Source organism: Mesorhizobium sp. P2_F5, from assembly GCF_056403715.1.
In genome coordinates, this window is sequence record NZ_JBFUEY010000010.1 from 114560 (window position 1) to 132099 (window position 17540).

The window sequence follows — 17540 nt, forward strand, 5'->3', positions numbered from 1 at the left end:
AGAATTTAGCCGCGGCGGCTGATGCGCGTGAAATGGCCCATCTTGCGGCCCGGACGGGCCTCGGCCTTGCCATAGAGATGAAGCATCAGATCGGGCTCGGCGAGCAAGGCAGGCACGCGCAGGACGTCGTCGCCGATCAAATTTTCCATGACGCAGTTGGAATGCCGCCCCGGGTTGCCCAGCGGCAGGCCGGCAATGGCGCGGATATGCTGTTCGAACTGTGAAATGATGCAGGCGGCTTCCGTCCAGTGACCGGAATTGTGCACGCGCGGCGCAATTTCGTTGGCCAGCAGCGTGCCGTCGGCAAGGGCGAAGAACTCGACGCCGATGACGCCGACATAATCGAGGGCCGACAGGATTTTCGCTGCCGCCGCCTGTGCCGCCGCCGCCGTCTCTAGCCTGATCGCAGCCGGCAGGGTCGAGGTATGCAGGATGCCGTCGCGGTGGATATTCTCGGCCGGATCGTAGGCGGCGACCGCGCCGTCCAGCCCGCGTGCGGCGATCACCGAGATCTCGCGCTCGAAGGCGACGAAGGATTCCAGGATCAGCACATTGCCCATGGCCTCGCAGGTGCCGGCAAAGCCGCCCGTCTCCATGTTGCGGAAGACGCGCTGGCCCTTGCCGTCATAACCCATGCGGCGGGTCTTCAAGATGCCGCTGCCCGAGAACTCTCTCAGCGCTGCCGTCAGCTCGTCGTCATTGTCGACGGTGCGGAAATCGGCGGTCTTGATGCCGATGCCATTGAGGAACTGCTTCTCCGCGACCCTGTCCTGCGCCACTTCCAGCGCACGCGGCGGCGGATAGACCGGGACCTTGGCGGCAAGCGCGCTGGCGGCGGCCACCGGCACATTCTCGAATTCGTAGGTGACGACGGCGCTGACTGCTGCCAGTTCGGCAAGGGCGGTTGCATCGTCATAGGCAGCGGTGATCTGACGGTTGGCGACCTGAGCTGCCGGGCAGTCCGCCTGCGGTTCAAGGATCACGGTGCGGTAGCCGAGGCGGGCCGCGGCAATAGCCAGCATGCGGCCGAGCTGGCCGCCGCCGATGATGCCGATGGTCGATCCCGCTGGCAGGCTCACGGCGCGTCCGTCGGCTCGGCGGCGACCTTGGCGGTCTGGGCGGCGCGCCAGGCATCCAGCCGTGCGGCGAGCCGTTCGTCGTTGAGCGCCAGCACTGCGGCGGCGAGAAGGGCTGCATTGGCCGCACCGGCCTTGCCGATGGCCAGCGTGCCGACCGGAATGCCGGCCGGCATCTGGACGATGGAGAGCAGCGAATCCTGGCCGGACAGCGCCTTCGATTCGACCGGCACGCCGAACACCGGCAGCGGTGTCATCGCCGCTGTCATGCCGGGCAGGTGGGCCGCACCGCCGGCGCCGGCGATGATCACCTTGTAGCCGGCAGCCTTGGCGCCCTTGGCGAAGTCATAGAGCCGGTCGGGGGTGCGGTGGGCGGAGATGATCAGCCGCTTGTGCGGGACGCCCAGCGCCTCCAGCGTTTCGGCGGCGTGGCGCATCGTCGCCCAGTCGGACTGGCTGCCCATGATGATGGCGACGTCGGCGCGGTGGTCGGTCAAGCGCATGCTCCCGGCGGCAAAGGCGCGCCTTAGCGGAATTCGGGCCAGGCCGCAAGGATAGGCGGACGCCGGCAAGGCCAGCAGCCGCAAGCAACTCACACTGCAGCCTTGCGGAAGCGGGCGACGAAATCGTCGAGTTCGGGTCGCTCCATGTCGGAGATCGCCCAATAGGAGAAGGCGCCGTCGCTCCAGTGCACCATGGAGAAGCCGCCCGAGGAAACGTCCTTCGGCTCGGTGACACGGCCACCTTGCTGTGGTTCGGCGACCAGCGTGATCAGATGCTCGCGGTGGCGGTAGACCAGTGCGGGCACGGGACGGCCGGAGACCACCTCGACCCGGCCACCGATCAGCGCGAAGCCGTCCGGCGCAAGATCGGGCGCCGGCGGCGACACGCCGATGCGGGCGTCGAGCCATGGTTTTACCGTGTGGCGGTCGGACGAGACGATATCGATCGGACTGGCGGCAAGCAGGCTGCGGCGATGGTCGCCGGCGATCTCGGCAGCAATGCTGTCGGAGGCGCTGTTGAACATCACCCATTGCGTGGCGCCGCTGGCCAGCACTGCGGTCATGACGATCGATGCCGCCATCGCGCGCCAGTCGAACGAGCCGAACCGGCGCGCCCTTGGCGATGGCCTTGCCTGGGACGGCCGCGTATCGGCCGCTCGCCGCTGTCCTGCGCCGGCACCAGCGATCAATCCCGGCAGCGCCGATGGCGCACCCCGCTGCGGCTCCAGGTCCTGCGCCGCCTGTTGTGCCGATGCCGTTCCAATCGCCGCGATGCGGGCCCGAAAGTCATCGCTGACATCGGGACGCGGCAGGCGGCCGACCGCGCCCTGCAAGGCAAGGATGCGGGCATGCTCGGCAGCAAGCGCCGGATCGGCGGCAATTCGCCGCTCCACGGCAAGCGCGGCCGCGGCATCGAGTTCACCATCAACCAGAGCGTGGATCATCAGCCTGATGCCTTCGGGATCGTTGGGCAGTCCGTCGTCATGCACGGTCATGGCGCTCTCCCCAGTTCGGACGCTAGCAGGCCACGCGCCCGCGCCAGCCGTGACATCACCGTACCGATCGGCACACTGAGCATCACCGATATGTCACGGTAGCTGAGGCCGTTAATGTCGCGCAGCACCAGCGTTTCGCGGAACGGCTGCGGCAGCGCGGCGATCGCGGCTTCCAGTGCCGCCGTGTCGGCCTTGGCGATCAGGCTCGCCTCCGGGCCGTTCTCATCGGGCAAGCTAGTGCCGTGTGCAGCGGCCATCTCGTCGAGATCGCCGAGGTCGCCGACGGCCATCATGCCGCGCGGCCGGTTGCGTGACATCCAGGTGTAGGCGGTGTTGCGCACGATGGTCAGCAGCCAGGCGCGCGGGTTGCCGCCAGCATAGCCGGCAATTCCGGCATGCGCCTTGATGCAGGCATCCTGCACGACATCCTCGGCATCGGCGGCATTGCCGGTCAGCCAGCGGGCCAGCGCCAGCGCGTCGCCGAGATGCGGCAGCACCACTTCGTTGAAGCGTTCGGCCACCTCGCTCAAAGCAGCACCATGATCGGACACTCCAGGACGAACAGGCCGGGCGCTCTCAGCCAGCGCCGGTCTCGCCCTGCTTGTGCGGGCGAACCCCGCAGAAACAGGCAAAGCCGCCTGCAGTAGAGAAAGTGAATTCATCTGCGTCACCGGTGTCAAGCGCCATGGAAAGGGGACTGGTGACGCACATGGGATCCAGCGCATGACGACGGCTGACGCCGAGCCATGGTCGCTGTTCCCAATAATGATGCGGCATATCCGTCTCCTCAACGCCAGCGATGGCGTATGCCGAGAAGACCTGTCGCGGCCGTGGTTTATTCCCGCAGCGTGCAAATCCGGCTGTTCACAGTCGCGTGATCAGCCGATTGCGTCAGCTTTGTTCGGCCTCGTCGGCGCTCAATCCGGCCAGCGCAGGGCGCCGGACGAATCCTTTCGTGGCTGTTTCATCGCATCCGCGGGCCGGTCGGCCGCGGTCAGCACGGCGCGCAGGCGCTCGGCGACGATCTCGGCCTCGCCGGGGTGCAGGTTGCATGGGTCGAGGAAGAAATGGCCGCGCTCGACCTCGTGGTTGCGCACGATGATCGGCGGCGAGCCGGCCGCCAATGCCGAGGCGAGGCCGGAGGCAGAGAAGCGGCTCTCGGGCGAGACGAAGATCTGCAGTCGGTCAAGCGGATTGGTGGTGGGGTCGGGAATGATGTGGGCGGCAATGCCTGGTATCCCCTGCAGCGTTTCCTTCCACAGATTAAGCGCCGCTTCCTCGCGCCGGCGGATGCCGGCATGGTCGCGCTTTTCCCAGGCTTCGAGCGCCGCCATGGTGCCGGCGATGCTTTCCTTGCCGACCTTCATGGCGCGGGCGACGCCGCGGTTCTGCAGATAGGCGGCGCGGACAAGATCCTTGCGTCCCGTAACAATGCCGCTGGTCGGCCCCGAGAGGAATTTGTGGCCGCTGTAGACGACAATGTCGGCGCCGCGCGCCAGGAAGCTGCGCAGATCATATTCGGAAGCCGCGTCGACGATCACCGGAACGCCCCTGGCGTGGCAGATCTCGCAGAATTCCTCGAGGGAAAGCATGCCGTACTGCACGGTGTGGTGCGCCACGACGTAGAGGCCTGCCGCCGTGCGTTCGTTGATCGCTTCGCGCACATGGTAGTCCTGGGTGACGCTGACGGTGCCCGCCGGAATGACCTTGGCGCCGGCCACGCGGATCGACTGGTCGATCGGCGCGCCATAATTGACGATGTGGCCAAGCTGGATGACGACTTCGGACTTCAGTCCTTCGGTATCGTCGGGCAGCCGTTCGATCGCCAGCAAATTGGTGCCGGTCATCGCCCCGGCGATCGCCATGGTGATGCCTGAGGCGCAGCAAGCGGTGATGAAGCCGGCCTCGCCGCCGGTAAGGCGGGCGGTGATCACGCTTGCGGCGCGCTGCAAATCGTCCATCTCCACCCATTGCGAGGCGATCTCGGCCATGGCGCTGATCGCCTCGGGAACGATGATCGAGGCGCCGAGCGTCGTCATCGTGCCGGAGACGTTGATGATCGGCCTCAGTCCCAGCCGTTCGCGGATCGTGGTGTTGGAGCCGGTGTCGGAATAGGTTTTCATTTGAGCAGATTCCTTGACTGTCAGGCGGCGATCTCGACGACCGCTTCGATTTCGACGGTGATGTTTCCAGGCAGCGAGCCGACGCCGATCGCCGAGCGGGCATGGCCGCCGATCTTGTCGAAGACGCTGGCGAACAGATCCGAGCAGCCATTGACGACCTTCGGATGGTCGCTGAAGGTCGGCGTCGCGTTGACGAAGCCGAGCAATTTGACAACGCGCACGATGCGGCCGAGATCGCCGGCGGCAGCATGCATGACCGCCAGCAGGTTGAGCCCGGTGAGTTGGGCATGCTCATAGGCCTGCTCGATGGTAACGTCCTCGCCGACCTTGCCAGTGCAAAGCGTGCCGTCGGCGCGCAGCGGCCCCTGGCCCGAGAGAAAGATCAGCCGGCCGCTTTCGGCATGGGTGACGAAATTGGCGATCGGTGTCGGCGGCTCGGGCAGCGTCAGGCCGAGTTCGGCGAGCCGGATGTAAGGCGTCATGGAAGAATTCTCCTTGGGGCGGCTTCAGCCGCCCATGTCAGAAATGCGAGGCGCGGAACCGCGCCAGGAAAGAGCGCAGGCGCTCATTGGTGGTCTCTTGGGCGAGGATCTCCTTCGGCGGGCCGACGGCGCTGACACCGCCATCGGCCATGAAGACGATGCGGCTCGAAGCGTCGCGGGCAAAGGCCATCTCGTGGGTGACCATCACCATGGTCATGCCGTCTTCGGCGAGGCTGCGCACAACGGCCAGCACCTCGCCGACCAGTTCGGGATCGAGCGCGGATGTGATCTCGTCGAGCAGCAGGATCTTCGGTTCCATGGCGACGGCGCGGGCAATGCCGACGCGTTGCTGTTGGCCGCCGGAGAGTTCCGCCGGCAGGCTTTCAGCCTTGTGGGCCAGGCCGACGCGGCCCAGCCAATGCTCGGCGATCTGGCGCGCCTCGGCCTTGCTCTTGCCGCGCACCTTGATGAGGCCGAGCATGATGTTGCCGGCGGCGGTGAGGTGCGGAAACAGGTTGAAGCTCTGGAACACCATGCCGGTTTCGGCGCGCATGCTGGCCAGGTCGCGCTCGCTGCGCCGCTGGCGTGCGCCGGCTTCGCGAAAGCCGACTTCCTTGCCGTCGATGCGGATCGAGCCTCTATCATAGCTTTCGAGGAAGTTGACGCAGCGCAAAAGGGTCGTCTTGCCGCTGCCCGAAGGGCCGATGACGGTGACCACCTCGCCCTTGTCCACCTTGAGGCTGACCGAGCGCAGCACCTCGACCGAACCGAAGGCTTTCGAGACCCCGGCAATGTCGAGAAGGGCTGGAGTGTCGTTCGAGCTTGTGGCCATCGTGCTAGTCCCGGATGAAGGCGAAGCGCTGTTCCAACCGCCGGCTGGCGTAGGAAAGCGCATAGTTGACGGCGAAGTAGATCAAGGCGCCGAGGATATAGAGCGGCATCGCCTCATAGGTGCGGCCGATGACCTGGTTGATCGCCTGCATCAAATCGGTGATGCCGAGCAGCGAGACCAGTGCGCTGCCCTTGACCGCGTCGGTGACGCCGTTGATCCAGGGCGGCAGGAAGCGCCTGAAGGCCTGCGGAAAGATGACGGAGGTGAGCCGCTGGCGAAAGGTCAGGCCGATCGCCATCGCCGCCTCGGACTGGCCTTTGGGAATGGAGCCGACGGCGCCGCGCACATATTCGACGACCTGCGCCGTCTTGAACAAGGTCAGCGCCAGCACGGCTGCCCAGAAGGATTGCAGATGCAGTCCGGCGGCGGGCAGGCCGTAATAGACGAAGAACATCAGCACCAGGATCGGGATGCCGCGGATGGTGTCCGAGAAGATGCGCACCGCCCAGCGCAGCGGCGCCGGGCCATAGACCAGGCCGACGCCGAGCGCGACGCCGGCAATCAGCGACAGCACCACGACCAGCAGCGACACCCACAAGGTGACGGCGAAACCCTGGGCGAGGAACGGCAGGGCGTAGAGGATCTGGCCAAGCATGTCAGCGCGCCGCCCTGAACCGGAGCTCGACCAGCCGCAGCCCGAAGAGCAGCGCGTAGCCGGTCACCAGATACATAGCCGTCGTCACCAGATAGACCTCGACGATGCGGAACGTGTTGAAGTTGATCCACTGGGCGCCATAGGTCAGTTCGGGCACGGAGATGACCGAGGCGATGGATGTGTCCTTGAACAGCGAGATGAAGGTGTTGGAGAGCGCCGGCAAGGTAATGCGCAGCATCGTCGGCAGGCGCACGTGAACCAACCGCTGCCAGGGCGTGAGCCCGATCGCCTTGCCGGCATCAAGCTGCCCGCGCGGCACGGCTTCGAGACCTGAGCGGAACACCTCGACCAGATAGGCGCCGCTATAGACCGACAGCGTCAGCACGAACGAGGTCGGCGCGTCGTAGGCGAGATCGACCACGGTCGGCACGCCGTAGAAGACGAGATAGACCAGCAGGATCAACGGCACGTTGCGGATGAACTCGACATAGGCCGCGATGATGGCGCGCACCACGCGACCGGCCGAGACGTACCAGACCGCCAGCACCAGGCCGATGACGACGCCGATGGCAATCGAAATCACGGCAAGCTCGAGGCTGAGCAGCAGCCCACCCCACAGCTTGTCGAAATGCCGCCAGATCAGATTGAAATTGAGCGTATAGCCCATGCGTCTCCCGCAATGGCCAAGGGGCCGCAAACAAGAAGAGTGGAAGGGCGCCGGGCACCCTTCCACCGGATGAGGTCAGCCGGATGTTATCATATGACCGGGAAACCGGGGTGACGGGCCGGCGGCTCCTGGCCGAAATAGTCCTTGAAGGCGGCGTCGTAGAGCGCCGTTTCATGACCGAACATGGCGATGGAAAAAGTCTGGTTGACGAAGGTCAGCCAGTCGAGGTCGCCTTGCCTGACCGCCGCGCCGTAAAGCATCGAGTACCAGCTCTTGCCGGCATCGAAATATTTGTCGGGGTTGCGCGAGGCGAGCCAGCGCACAGTGGAAAGATCGACAGCGGCGGCATCGGCGCGCTTGGATTCCAGTGCCTGCAGCACGTTGGCCTGGGTGTCGATCTGCAACACCTGCGCCTCCGGCAGCGCGAAATGGACCGAGTTTTCGGCGTCGACGTTCTGCAGGATCGAGATGCGGGTCGCCGAACCGCCGGCGAGCAGCTTGTCGAAGGTCTTGTTTTCCGCTGTCGGCAGCGTCAGCAGGGCGACGCCTTCGACATAGTACGGCCGCGAGAAGTGGACCAGCTGCGAGCGCTGCGCGGTCATAGTCATGAACTGGATGGTGATGTCGACCTTGTTGGTGGTGACATTGGGAATGCGCTGCGCCGGGTCCTGCATGACGAACTCGACCTTGCTCGGATCGTCGAACAGGCCCTTGGCCAGGATGCGGCCCATGGTGATGTCCATGCCCACCAGTTCGCCGGCATCGTTCTCGAAATGCCAGGGCGCGTTTGTGCTGCCGGTGCCGACGATCAGCTTGCCGCGGTCGAGCGCGGTGCGCAGCACGCTGTCGGTTGCGGCCTGCGCGGCGGCCTTCTCTGCGCTGACAGCGGTCATCACACCGGCTGTTGCCAGTCCGGCCATGCCCAGTTTCAGAAAATCTCGCTTGGATGCGTCGTTCACTGCGACCTCCTGTTCGTTTTGAGTTCCCCTTACAGGCACATGTGTCGCATCCGTGATTGTCTCTTACAAAAGACACATGTATCCTATACAAGACAGATACTAACATCAGGAATCAGTTATGCAAGACAGCAATGGGATCACCGATCAGCCAGTTCTTGGCCCAGCCGCGGACAGGACATCGGGTTCGCGCGAGAAGGGTCTCAACCGGGTGCTGGAGATCCTGGAGTTCCTGCATGTCACGCAGCGCGCTATCGGCATTGGCGACCTCGCAAAGGGGGTGAATGCGCCGCGCTCCACCACCTACACGCTGGTGCGCTCGCTGGTCGACGCCGGGCTGCTGGAGATGGAAGGAGACGGCAACAGGGTCTATTTCGGCAAGAAGCTCTACCTCTACGGAATGGACTATGTCAGGGGCAACGACCTGCTCCGCAGAGGCCGGCAGGAGGTCGACAATCTGTCGCGCGAGACCGGCGAGACCTCCGAATTGTGCATGCTGCAAAGCGGCCGCTACACCATCGTCCATTCAAGTCCGGGAACGAGGCCGTTCCGCATCAGCTCGGCCACGGGTTTGCAGATCCCGCTGCCATGGACCGCTTCCGGGCGGCTGCTGCTGGCGGGTTTTGAGCGAGCCGTGATCGAAGGCATGGTGTCCGAGGACGACCTCGTGCTGCCGGATGGCCGCAAGCTGAAGCTGGACGACTTCATCGCTGACATCGCTGTTGCCGAGACGACGGGCTATTGTGTCACGTCAGGGCTTGTCGACGCCTACACCAAATGCCTTGCCGCGCCGGTGCCTTCGGCGTCCGGCAAGGTCGAGGCGACGATGTGCCTGGTGGTCCCAATCGACACCTCAAAGGAAAAGACCGGCGAGCTCATCACCCTGTTGCGTGAACGGGCAAGGAAGCTTTCGATCGCGGGATAGGGCCGCCTCGAGCGCAGCCCGGCAAATGCTGTTCAGGCGATGATGTCTGGAATGATCTTGTCTTCCAGCGCCATCAGCCGGTCCTTGAGGAAAAGCTTCTTCTTCTTCATGCGCTGGATCTGCAAGGGATCACAGCCCATGGCGATCATCGCATTGATGGCCGCGTCGAAATCGGCATGCTCTTGTTTCAGCCGAGAAAATTCGAGGCGGATATCAGCCTGTTCCTGTTCGGACATTATCTACCGTCTGCACGTCTGCGGCGCCCAATGATGGGCCTGATTGGGCGGGACCGGCGGGGTTTTGTAGCCGGCGCGCAGCCCATACCACATTTCACATTGTCGTGGAATGCTACCACGCAGCATTCGACATCGCCGCTGGATGGTGGCAGAGTGTCATGGTGCCGTCACAGATGCGACCTGCGGTGGACGTGCCTTTGACGGCTGCAATCGAGGAAACCATGAAAGGGAGAACCAATCATGTCTCTTGCATCCCATCTTGATGAGTTGCAGCGGAAACACGGTGATATCGAACGCGAAATCGACGATGCGATGAACCATCCATCGGTCGACGACCTCGAAATCGTGAATCTCAAGCGACGCAAGCTGGCACTCAAGGACGAGATTGAAAAACTGAAGGCGAAACCGACGACACACTGACGCCCTTCCTGGACTAGACGCGCCGCTCTTGGCGCGCGACCATCGTTCCGGTGGCAGCCATGCCGCCGGAGGTCGGTAGTTGTTACTGTTTCCGACACTGTTGGCCGGTCGACACCGTCTGTGACGGGTCGCCGCGCTGCCATGATTTGGCGGCTCTGCCCGCCTGTCGCCATTGACAAGCCATCTTTGCTCCTCCACCTCATGCCCGAACCTCAGCGCAATGCGCTGATAACTGTTTGAGCGTATTTGTGCGTCGACGTGGACGCATGTCGCTCGGGTGATCAAGAGGCGGCCGGCCATGACCGGATATTTTTCCTCCCCCTTTCAGCGCCGCACCTCGGTCGGCGTCGATGTCGGCGGCGTGATCGTCGGCGGCGGTGCGCCGGTCGTCGTGCAGTCGATGACCAACACCGACACGGCTGATATCGACCAGACCGTGGCGCAGGTCGCGGCGCTGCACCGCGCCGGCTCCGAGATCGTGCGCATCACCGTCGACCGCGACGAAAGCGCCGCAGCCGTGCCGCGCATTCGCGAGCGGCTGGAACGCCTCGGCATCAATGTGCCGCTGGTCGGCGATTTCCACTATATCGGCCATAAGCTGCTCGCCGATCATCCGGCCTGCGCCGAAGCGCTGGCCAAATACCGCATCAATCCCGGCAATGTCGGCTTCAAGGACAAGAAGGACCGCCAGTTCGCCGCGATCGTCGAAATGGCGATCAGATACGACAAGCCGGTGCGCATCGGCGTCAATTGGGGGTCGCTCGACCAGGAGCTTTTGACCCGGCTGATGGACGAAAACCAGGCGCAAGGCTTTCCGCTGACGGCGCAGGAGGTCACCCGCGAGGCGATCGTGCAGTCGGCCATCCTGTCGGCCGAGATGGCCGAGGAAATCGGCTTGGCCCGCGAAAAGATCATCCTGTCGGCCAAGGTCAGCGGCGTGCAGGATTTGATCGCCGTCTACACCGAGCTTGCGACGCGCTCCAACCATGCGCTGCATCTCGGCCTGACCGAAGCCGGCATGGGCTCCAAGGGCATTGTCGCCTCGTCGGCCGCCATGGGCATTCTGTTGCAGCAAGGCATCGGCGACACCATCCGCATCTCGCTGACGCCGGAGCCGAATGGCGACCGCACCCGCGAGGTGCAGGTGTCGCAGGAATTGCTCCAGACCATGGGCTTCCGGCAGTTCGTGCCGATCGTCGCCGCTTGCCCCGGCTGCGGCCGTACCACGTCCACCGTGTTCCAGGAGCTGGCGCAGAACATCCAGGCCGATTTGCGCAAGAACATGCCGGTGTGGCGCGAGAAATATCCCGGCGTCGAGAACCTCAAGGTCGCGGTGATGGGTTGCATCGTCAACGGCCCGGGCGAATCCAAGCATGCCGATATCGGCATTTCGCTGCCCGGCACCGGCGAGACGCCGACGGCGCCGGTCTTCGTGGACGGCAAGAAGGCGGCGACGCTGCGCGGTCCGTCGATCGCCGCCGATTTCGAGAAGATGGTCGCCGACTATATCGAGCAGCGGTTTGGGCAGCACGGCAAGGCCGCGGCCGAATAGGCCATGCGGGGGCTGCTCAAAGCCGGTGTGATCCTGCTCTGCGGGCTGGGTCTTACCGGACAGGCCCTCGCCGATCCGCCGCAATCGCGCTCGGCGGCAAAACGATTGATTGGCCGCGTCTGCGACCTGATCGAGGCGCATGCCGAACAAAACGGCCTGCCCAAGGACTACTTCGCCCGGCTGATCTGGAAGGAAAGCCGCTTCGATCCCAATGCGGTGAGCCCTGTGGGCGCCGAAGGCATCGCCCAGTTCATGCCGGGCACCGCCAAGATGCGCGGGCTGGCCGATCCCTTCGACATCGACCAGGCGATCCCGGCCTCGGCAAAGTATCTCGGCGAGATGAAGCTCGCCTACGGCAATCTCGGCCTGGCGGCTGCGGCCTACAATGCCGGCGAGAACCGGGTGTCGCGCTGGCTTGATACCGGCGGCTTCCTGCCGATGGAAACCGAGAGCTATGTCTTCGACGTCATGGGCGAGCCGGTCGACAAATTCTCCGACAGCGCCTACGCCGGAACGGTCGAGCCGCTCGATACCAAGACAAGCTTCGCCGTCGCCTGCCGCAAGCTGCCGGTGATCATGTCGCGAACCGTGGCCATGGCCTCGATCAATGTGAAGCCATGGGGCGTGCAGGTGGCCGGCAATTTCCGCCGCGGTGCGGCGATCAATCAATGGCTCAGGGTGCGGAGCCGGTTTCCGGCGCTGCTGTCCGGGCATGATCCGGTTGTCAGCCGGGTGCGCACGCCGATCGGCCGGCGCGGCATTTATGCCGTCAGGATCGGTGTCGACGACCGTGCCGCCGCAAACGTCATCTGCCAGAAGCTGCAAAGCGTCGGCGGCGCCTGTATCGTCGTGCGCAACCGGTAGGCATGCGCGCAACGCTGCTTCTCTTTGGAAGGTTCGCGAGATGACAGCCAGGATTGTCCTGCTCAATGGCGTCGGCGGCGCTGGCAAGAGCTCGATCGCCAGAGCCCTGCAGACGATCACCGCCGCGCCCTTCCTGCATGTCCAGATGGATGCCTTCATCGACATGCTGCCGGCGGCGCTTCAGGACCATGCCGATGGATTTTCCTTCGAGACGGTGCTGGAGAACGGCAGGCCGTCGGTGGTGATCAGAAGCGGGCCCGTCGGCGCGCGAACCATGCGCGGCATGCGCCACGCCATCGCTGCAATGGCCGAACAAGGCAACAATCTCATCGTCGACGACGTGATCTTCGGTGGCGAGATATCGGAATATCTCCAGCTGCTGTCGGGCTTCGATCTGCATCTGGTCGGCGTCATGGCGCCGCTCGACGTCCTTGAGGCAAGGGAAGCCGCGCGCGCCGACAGGCTGCCGGGACTGGCGCGCTGGCAGTATGGGCGCGTGCACGAGGGCATAGATTACGACCTCGAAGTCGAAACCGGCCACCTTTCGCCACTCGAATGTGCCCGTCGCATCCAGCAGGAATTTCAGCTATAGGCCGGCGCTGAAGTGGCTGGGCTTGCCCTGGCTCTGACGAGCGGCAAGGACAGTGCATGTTAGACGGCTACATAATCTGCGGCACGCCGAGAACTGGAAGCACGTTGCTGTGCGGCCTGCTGGCATCGACGAAGGCGGCCGGCGATCCGCACTCGTTCTACCGGCGGCAGGACATGGCGGAGTGGGCCGAAGAGTGGCATTTGCCGCATCCGGAGACGATGAACGCGCATGAGTTCGATGTCGCCTATCTCCAGGCAGCGATCAGGGCCGGTAAGGGCCAGACAGATGTCTTCGGCCTGCGTCTGATGCGGGAAAATCTGGATGAGCTTTCGGCGATCCTCGACGGGATTTTCCCCGCACTGCCATCGGACAAAGCGCGTTTTGAAAAGGCCTTCGGCCGTGTCCTCTACATTCATCTTTCGCGCGAAAACAAACTGGCGCAGGCGGTCTCGCTGATCAAGGCCGAGCAGACCGGGCTTTGGCATATCGCGCCTGACGGAACCGAGATCGAACGGGTCGCACCGCCGCAGGAACCCCGCTACGATTTCGAGCGGATCCAGCGCGAACTCGCCGAACTCGAAGCCTATGACGCGGCTTGGAACACATGGTTTGCGGAGCAGGGGATAATGCCGCTGCGGATTGGCTATGAGCGTCTCTCAAGCGATCCGGCCGCGCCATTGGCGTTGATCTGCGAGGCCTTGTGCGTGCCGCCACCCAAGGCCGAGGACGTGACGCCGGGCGTTGCGAAGCTCTCGGACGAAATAAGCCTGGACTGGATGCGCCGCTATCGTCTGGACGCGGCCGCCTGAGGGCTTTGGCTGACGCAATTCGCAAGGGAAAGCGCTACGCGCTTTTCCCGGGAAAGCCGCGTCACACTTTTCCTGGAATTGCTCTATGCCGTCTTCGCAGCCACCGTCTCGCTGAGCCAGGTGCCGATCTTGCTGCCGAGGCGGTCGGGTGAGACGGGCTTGGGCAGATAGTCGTCCATGCCGGCCTCGATGCATTTGTCGCGGTCACCCTTCAGCGCGTGCGCGGTGACGCCGATGATCGGTGTGTGGTCGCCTGTCGCGGCCTCCGCCGCCCTGATGGCGCGGGTCGCCTCGTAGCCGTTCATCTCCGGCATGGAGACGTCCATCAGGATCAGCTTCGGCCGCAGCGCCCGGTACATCTCGACGGCGGTGCGGCCATTGCCGGCGATGCGGTAGCTGAGGCCGAGCCCATTGAGGATCTGGCCGAAGACCAGCTGGTTCACGTCATTGTCCTCGGCAATGAGGATGTCGATCGGGCCGTTCGGTGTGGTCGTCGATTCGGGCACTGTAGCCGCAGGCATCACCGGGCCGCGAATGACTGTGAAGGCCGGCGGCGCCACGGGCGCTGCCTGCGCAACAACCGGCTCGCGAACGAAGTGGGCCTTGCCGATCTGGGCGCGGGCCTTCTGGATGACCGAGATGACGGTGCCGAGCAGGATGGCCGAGCGCGCAGGCTTGGTCAGATGCGCGGCAATGCCGAAATCGATGACCATCTTGCCGAAATCGACCTGGTCGACCGAGGTCAGCAGCACCATCGGGATGGCGGAGAGACGGCTGTCGGCGGCAATCGCCTTGGCGACATCGGCGCCGTTCATGCCGGGCATCTGGTAGTCGAGGATGATGCAATCGACAGCGGCACCGAGCTGGCTGGCCCGGTCGAGGAAGGCAAGGCCGACCGCCCCGCTTTCGGCCGCCGCGCAGTCGAAGCTCCAGCTTCTGAGCTGTTCCAGCAGGATCTCGCGGTTGACCGGGTTGTCGTCGATAACCAGCACGCGGGCGCCGGTGACATCGACCGGGACGATCTCGTTGCGCGTGTCCTGCTGATGCGCCGGCAGCGGCACGGCGAACCAGAAGACCGAGCCACGGCCGATCTCGCTTTCGACGCCGATCTTGCCGCCCATCAGGTCGACCAGGCGGGCGGCAATGGCAAGGCCAAGGCCGGTGCCTTCATGGCGGCGCGTCGACGAGCCGTCGACCTGGGCGAATTTCTCGAACACGTTCTCCAGCTTCTCGGCCGGAATGCCGATGCCGGTGTCCTCGACGCGGACCTTGAGCTGGACCAGACCGTCGACCACCTCGCCGCCGACATCGATCAGCACATGGCCTTTTTCGGTGAACTTCACCGCATTGCCGAGCAGGTTGGTGACGATCTGGCGAAAGCGCCCGGCATCGCCGACGACATGGGCCGGCAGGCGCGGGTCGACACGCACGATCAGCTCGAGGTTCTTTTCGGCGACGCGCGCCGACACCAGCGTCGCGACGTCCTCGACCGCTTCGGCAAGCCGGAAGGGTGCGGGGTCGAGCGTCAGCTGGCCGGCATTGATCTTGGAGAAATCGAGGATGTCGTTGATGATGGTGAGCAGCGCGTTGCCGGATTTGACGATGACGTCGGTGAAGGTTTTCTGGCGCGCGGTGAGGTCAGTCTTGGCGAGCAGTTCGGCCATGCCCAGCACGCCGTTCATCGGCGTGCGGATCTCATGGCTCATATTGGCCAGGAATTCCGATTTGGCGCGGTCGGCGGCCTCGGCCTTGAACAAGGATGCGGCGGATTCGGCGAAGGCGCGGCGGATCGCCTTTTCCATCGGCCGGAAGATCCACAAGGCGACAATGGCAAGAACCGCAAACAAAAGGCCGCTGGCCCACAAAAGCAGCCGGTCGCTGGAGGCGTCGGCCAGATGGCGTTCGCCGTCCATGGCGGTGCGCACCCGCACCAGCATCGGCTGGACGAACAGATCGTTCTGGTTGCGGATTTCGCGCGAACTCCATTCGTCGGTCTTTTGCGCCGCCGACATCAGATTGAAGTTGCGCACCATGTCACGCGACGACCAGAACAGGTCACCGTTGACGGCAGCCGAGGAGAGTTCGCCCAGCGTTTTGGCCGACAGGCTCGGCTTGATCGCGGCAAGCTGGGCCGAGAGCGTTTCGATCTCACCGGTCAGGCGTTGCGAATGGCCGCGCGCGGCGGCAGCAAGGCCGTCACGGGTTTCGGTGCGCCAGGCGGTGCTGGCGGTTTCGGCAAAACTGGAGGCGTTGCGCAGATCGCGGGTGAAGACGACGAGGTTGCTGCTCAGCGCATCGATGTCGTGACGGAAGGAATTGACGCGATTGAGCGCAAACATCACAGCGGCGGAGGCCAGCGCAAAGATCAGCAATCCGGAGATATAGCGGATCCGGATCGAGCGGATGAAGAAAGAATATTCCGGCATGCGCAACCCCAACACATACGCATCATTTTAACGGTCGGGATTACGCTTGATTTACATTAAAATTTCGTTCGTGGTGGTGGCTGACACATGGGCAGAAGACGGCCGCATGGTGATTGAGAGCTTTTGTCCCGAAGGCGACCGCCGTGAGGCGCCGACGTTTGGCGGCTTTGCGCCTCATGGCAGCCATTCAAACGGTCCAGTCCGTTCACCAAAACCGGACATCGCTGCAAAGGCCGCAGCCGGCTTTGCCAAGAGCGCACGTGAGCGAGGAGGGCAGAGAGCCAACCTAGCTGCATCGCGCTAGAATTCGGCACCTGGACGGAAAGCGGAGCTTCGCTGTACGTGCAAGTAGCGGTACAAGATGGGCGTTGTAGCTGAGTATTCCGCTAGGTTGCGCACGGCATGGAGTAGAAGCAAAGCTGCAGTGCGCCTTCCTCATCTTCGAACAGTTCGTTGACAATCACTCCCTTGCGCGGACCGGCCGCCTGGAAGAAGGCGACCTTGCTTTCCGGCTCAAGCGTGACGATCTCGCGCGAGTCGTAGCCACGGATCGTGGCTTCCCGCACTAAGTGGGCCGCGCTTTCCTCAACAACCTCACAACGGGTGCAGAGACCTGGGACGAGGAACAAGCGCGCGTCGCGTGCTTTGAGTTCAAGACCCTTCCACGCTTGAGCGCGCGTCAACCGAGGTTCGCCTTCCGGGTTTACCGGAATAACGGTTCTCTTTTTCATGCTCGCGCCTCACATCAAATTAGATTGCATTCGATTTCTATATCGATTATAGATTATGAACGCAATCAAAAGGGAGAGCGATGATGCGCGTGAGCCGAATTCAAGCCGCAGAAAACCGCGAGACCGTGATCAATGTGGCAAGCCGTCTTTTTCGGGAGCGAGGCTTTGACGGCATCGGCCTTAAGGACCTGATGAAGGGTGCCGGACTGACCCAAGGCGCCTTTTACAAGCAATTCGAGTCAAAGGACGACTTGGCTGCGCAGGCATCCAGGCGGGCGATGGAGAGCGCCACCCACCGTTGGTCGGACGCAACTGCGGCAAACCCTGAGAATCCGCTCGAGGCAGTGATCGCGTTCTATCTCAGCATGGACCATCGCGGAGAAAGGATGGACGGATGCCCGGTCGTTGCGCTCGGCTCGGATGCTGCCAGACAGGGTGCCGACGTGAAGGCGTCATTCGAAGCCGGGATCAAGGAGTACCTTGAGATGCTAGGCAGTTGGGTTGGCGAGGCCGACGGCGACGAGGCCGGCGGCAAGGCCATGGTCATTCTCTCGACAATGGTCGGCGCGGTGCTGCTCTCGCGGGTCGTCAATGACCTGGGCCTCGCGCAGGCTTTTCTGGATGCGGCGACCGATCAGGTTCGCGAAGCAGTCACCGCTTGAAGGGCGTGGGCAGCGCTGTCGGGCGCACCCAAGT

Annotated in this window: 21 protein-coding genes and 1 pseudogene; 8 read left to right on the forward strand and 14 right to left on the reverse strand. The window is 63.8% G+C overall.

The features are described from left to right. Positions 1–5: 5 nt before the first annotated feature. The 11 genes from AC1DYO_RS16675 to AC1DYO_RS16725 form a co-directional block, all read right to left on the reverse strand. Positions 6–1079: a 5-(carboxyamino)imidazole ribonucleotide synthase gene (locus AC1DYO_RS16675; protein WP_477264986.1), complete on the reverse strand. Its 1074-nt coding sequence runs from the start codon at positions 1077–1079 to the stop codon at positions 6–8. Further along, complete coding sequence (purE, locus tag AC1DYO_RS16680; protein ID WP_477264988.1) at positions 1076–1573, reverse strand: 5-(carboxyamino)imidazole ribonucleotide mutase; 498 nt, start codon at positions 1571–1573, stop codon at positions 1076–1078. The genes AC1DYO_RS16675 and purE overlap by 4 nt, the downstream gene beginning before the upstream one ends. A gap of 95 nt (positions 1574–1668) precedes the next feature. Beyond that, positions 1669–2574 (reverse strand): anti-sigma factor family protein, encoded by a 906-nt coding sequence (locus tag AC1DYO_RS16685; protein WP_477264990.1) that lies wholly within the window; start codon positions 2572–2574, stop codon positions 1669–1671. Next, positions 2571–3206 (reverse strand): sigma-70 family RNA polymerase sigma factor, encoded by a 636-nt coding sequence (locus AC1DYO_RS16690; RefSeq protein ID WP_477265098.1) that lies wholly within the window; start codon positions 3204–3206, stop codon positions 2571–2573. Before AC1DYO_RS16690 ends, AC1DYO_RS16685 begins: the two co-directional genes overlap by 4 nt. Then, positions 3151–3351 carry a cupredoxin domain-containing protein gene (locus AC1DYO_RS16695; RefSeq protein ID WP_477265104.1) on the reverse strand — a complete coding sequence of 67 codons (201 nt, stop codon included), beginning with the start codon at positions 3349–3351 and terminating at the stop codon, positions 3151–3153. Before AC1DYO_RS16695 ends, AC1DYO_RS16690 begins: the two co-directional genes overlap by 56 nt. 140 nt (positions 3352–3491) lie before the next feature. Next, positions 3492–4697, reverse strand: a complete 1206-nt coding sequence (locus tag AC1DYO_RS16700; protein WP_477264992.1) for an aminotransferase class V-fold PLP-dependent enzyme — start codon at positions 4695–4697, stop codon at positions 3492–3494. Between the two features lie 20 nt (positions 4698–4717). After that, positions 4718–5179 (reverse strand): RidA family protein, encoded by a 462-nt coding sequence (locus AC1DYO_RS16705; protein ID WP_477264994.1) that lies wholly within the window; start codon positions 5177–5179, stop codon positions 4718–4720. Positions 5180–5216: 37 nt separating this feature from the next. After that, positions 5217–6011 (reverse strand): amino acid ABC transporter ATP-binding protein, encoded by a 795-nt coding sequence (locus AC1DYO_RS16710; RefSeq protein ID WP_477264996.1) that lies wholly within the window; start codon positions 6009–6011, stop codon positions 5217–5219. A gap of 4 nt (positions 6012–6015) precedes the next feature. Then, positions 6016–6666, reverse strand: a complete 651-nt coding sequence (locus AC1DYO_RS16715) for an amino acid ABC transporter permease (RefSeq protein ID WP_477264998.1) — start codon at positions 6664–6666, stop codon at positions 6016–6018. Between the two features lies 1 nt (position 6667). Next, positions 6668–7333 (reverse strand): amino acid ABC transporter permease, encoded by a 666-nt coding sequence (locus tag AC1DYO_RS16720; RefSeq protein ID WP_477265000.1) that lies wholly within the window; start codon positions 7331–7333, stop codon positions 6668–6670. A gap of 89 nt (positions 7334–7422) precedes the next feature. Further along, positions 7423–8292 carry a transporter substrate-binding domain-containing protein gene (locus tag AC1DYO_RS16725; RefSeq protein WP_477265002.1) on the reverse strand — a complete coding sequence of 290 codons (870 nt, stop codon included), beginning with the start codon at positions 8290–8292 and terminating at the stop codon, positions 7423–7425. A gap of 118 nt (positions 8293–8410) precedes the next feature. On the opposite strand from AC1DYO_RS16725, the gene AC1DYO_RS16730 reads away from it, so the two are divergent. Further along, positions 8411–9214 carry an IclR family transcriptional regulator gene (locus tag AC1DYO_RS16730; protein ID WP_477265004.1) on the forward strand — a complete coding sequence of 268 codons (804 nt, stop codon included), beginning with the start codon at positions 8411–8413 and terminating at the stop codon, positions 9212–9214. Between the two features lie 32 nt (positions 9215–9246). Here AC1DYO_RS16730 and AC1DYO_RS16735 read toward each other — a convergent pair whose 3' ends face one another. After that, positions 9247–9450, reverse strand: a complete 204-nt coding sequence (locus tag AC1DYO_RS16735) for a YdcH family protein (RefSeq protein WP_112559568.1) — start codon at positions 9448–9450, stop codon at positions 9247–9249. Between the two features lie 240 nt (positions 9451–9690). Here AC1DYO_RS16735 and AC1DYO_RS16740 point away from each other — a divergent pair, with 240 nt between their 5' ends. From AC1DYO_RS16740 to AC1DYO_RS16760, 5 genes are all read left to right on the forward strand, one after another. After that, positions 9691–9870, forward strand: coding sequence for a YdcH family protein (locus AC1DYO_RS16740; RefSeq protein WP_095487303.1), 180 nt, complete (start codon positions 9691–9693; stop codon positions 9868–9870). Positions 9871–10168: 298 nt separating this feature from the next. Beyond that, positions 10169–11422, forward strand: coding sequence for a flavodoxin-dependent (E)-4-hydroxy-3-methylbut-2-enyl-diphosphate synthase (gene ispG / locus AC1DYO_RS16745; protein WP_477265006.1), 1254 nt, complete (start codon positions 10169–10171; stop codon positions 11420–11422). A gap of 3 nt (positions 11423–11425) precedes the next feature. Continuing rightward, the gene (locus AC1DYO_RS16750; RefSeq protein WP_477265008.1) at positions 11426–12286 is read left to right on the forward strand and encodes a transglycosylase SLT domain-containing protein; all 861 of its coding nucleotides are present in this window, start codon (positions 11426–11428) and stop codon (positions 12284–12286) included. 40 nt (positions 12287–12326) lie between these two features. Beyond that, positions 12327–12878, forward strand: coding sequence for a chloramphenicol phosphotransferase CPT family protein (locus AC1DYO_RS16755; RefSeq protein WP_477265010.1), 552 nt, complete (start codon positions 12327–12329; stop codon positions 12876–12878). A 56-nt stretch (positions 12879–12934) separates the two neighbouring features. After that, a complete protein-coding gene (locus tag AC1DYO_RS16760; protein ID WP_477265012.1) occupies positions 12935–13687 on the forward strand; it encodes a Stf0 family sulfotransferase in 753 nt (250 codons plus the stop codon). 83 nt (positions 13688–13770) lie between these two features. Here the strand turns inward: AC1DYO_RS16760 and AC1DYO_RS16765 are convergent, their stop codons facing one another. Continuing rightward, a complete protein-coding gene (locus tag AC1DYO_RS16765) occupies positions 13771–16113 on the reverse strand; it encodes a response regulator (RefSeq protein WP_477265014.1) in 2343 nt (780 codons plus the stop codon). A gap of 46 nt (positions 16114–16159) precedes the next feature. Here AC1DYO_RS16765 and AC1DYO_RS16770 point away from each other — a divergent pair, with 46 nt between their 5' ends. Continuing rightward, on the forward strand, positions 16160–16417 hold the full coding sequence (locus tag AC1DYO_RS16770; RefSeq protein ID WP_477265016.1) for a hypothetical protein: 258 nt from the start codon (positions 16160–16162) through the stop codon (positions 16415–16417). Positions 16418–16520: 103 nt separating this feature from the next. Here AC1DYO_RS16770 and AC1DYO_RS16775 read toward each other — a convergent pair. Then, positions 16521–16844: pseudogene (locus tag AC1DYO_RS16775) on the reverse strand (AtaL-like protein); the annotation flags it as partial. An 83-nt stretch (positions 16845–16927) separates the two neighbouring features. On the opposite strand from AC1DYO_RS16775, the gene AC1DYO_RS16780 reads away from it, so the two are divergent. Continuing rightward, positions 16928–17506, forward strand: a complete 579-nt coding sequence (locus tag AC1DYO_RS16780) for a TetR/AcrR family transcriptional regulator (protein ID WP_477265100.1) — start codon at positions 16928–16930, stop codon at positions 17504–17506. The last annotated feature ends 34 nt before the right edge of the window (positions 17507–17540 follow it).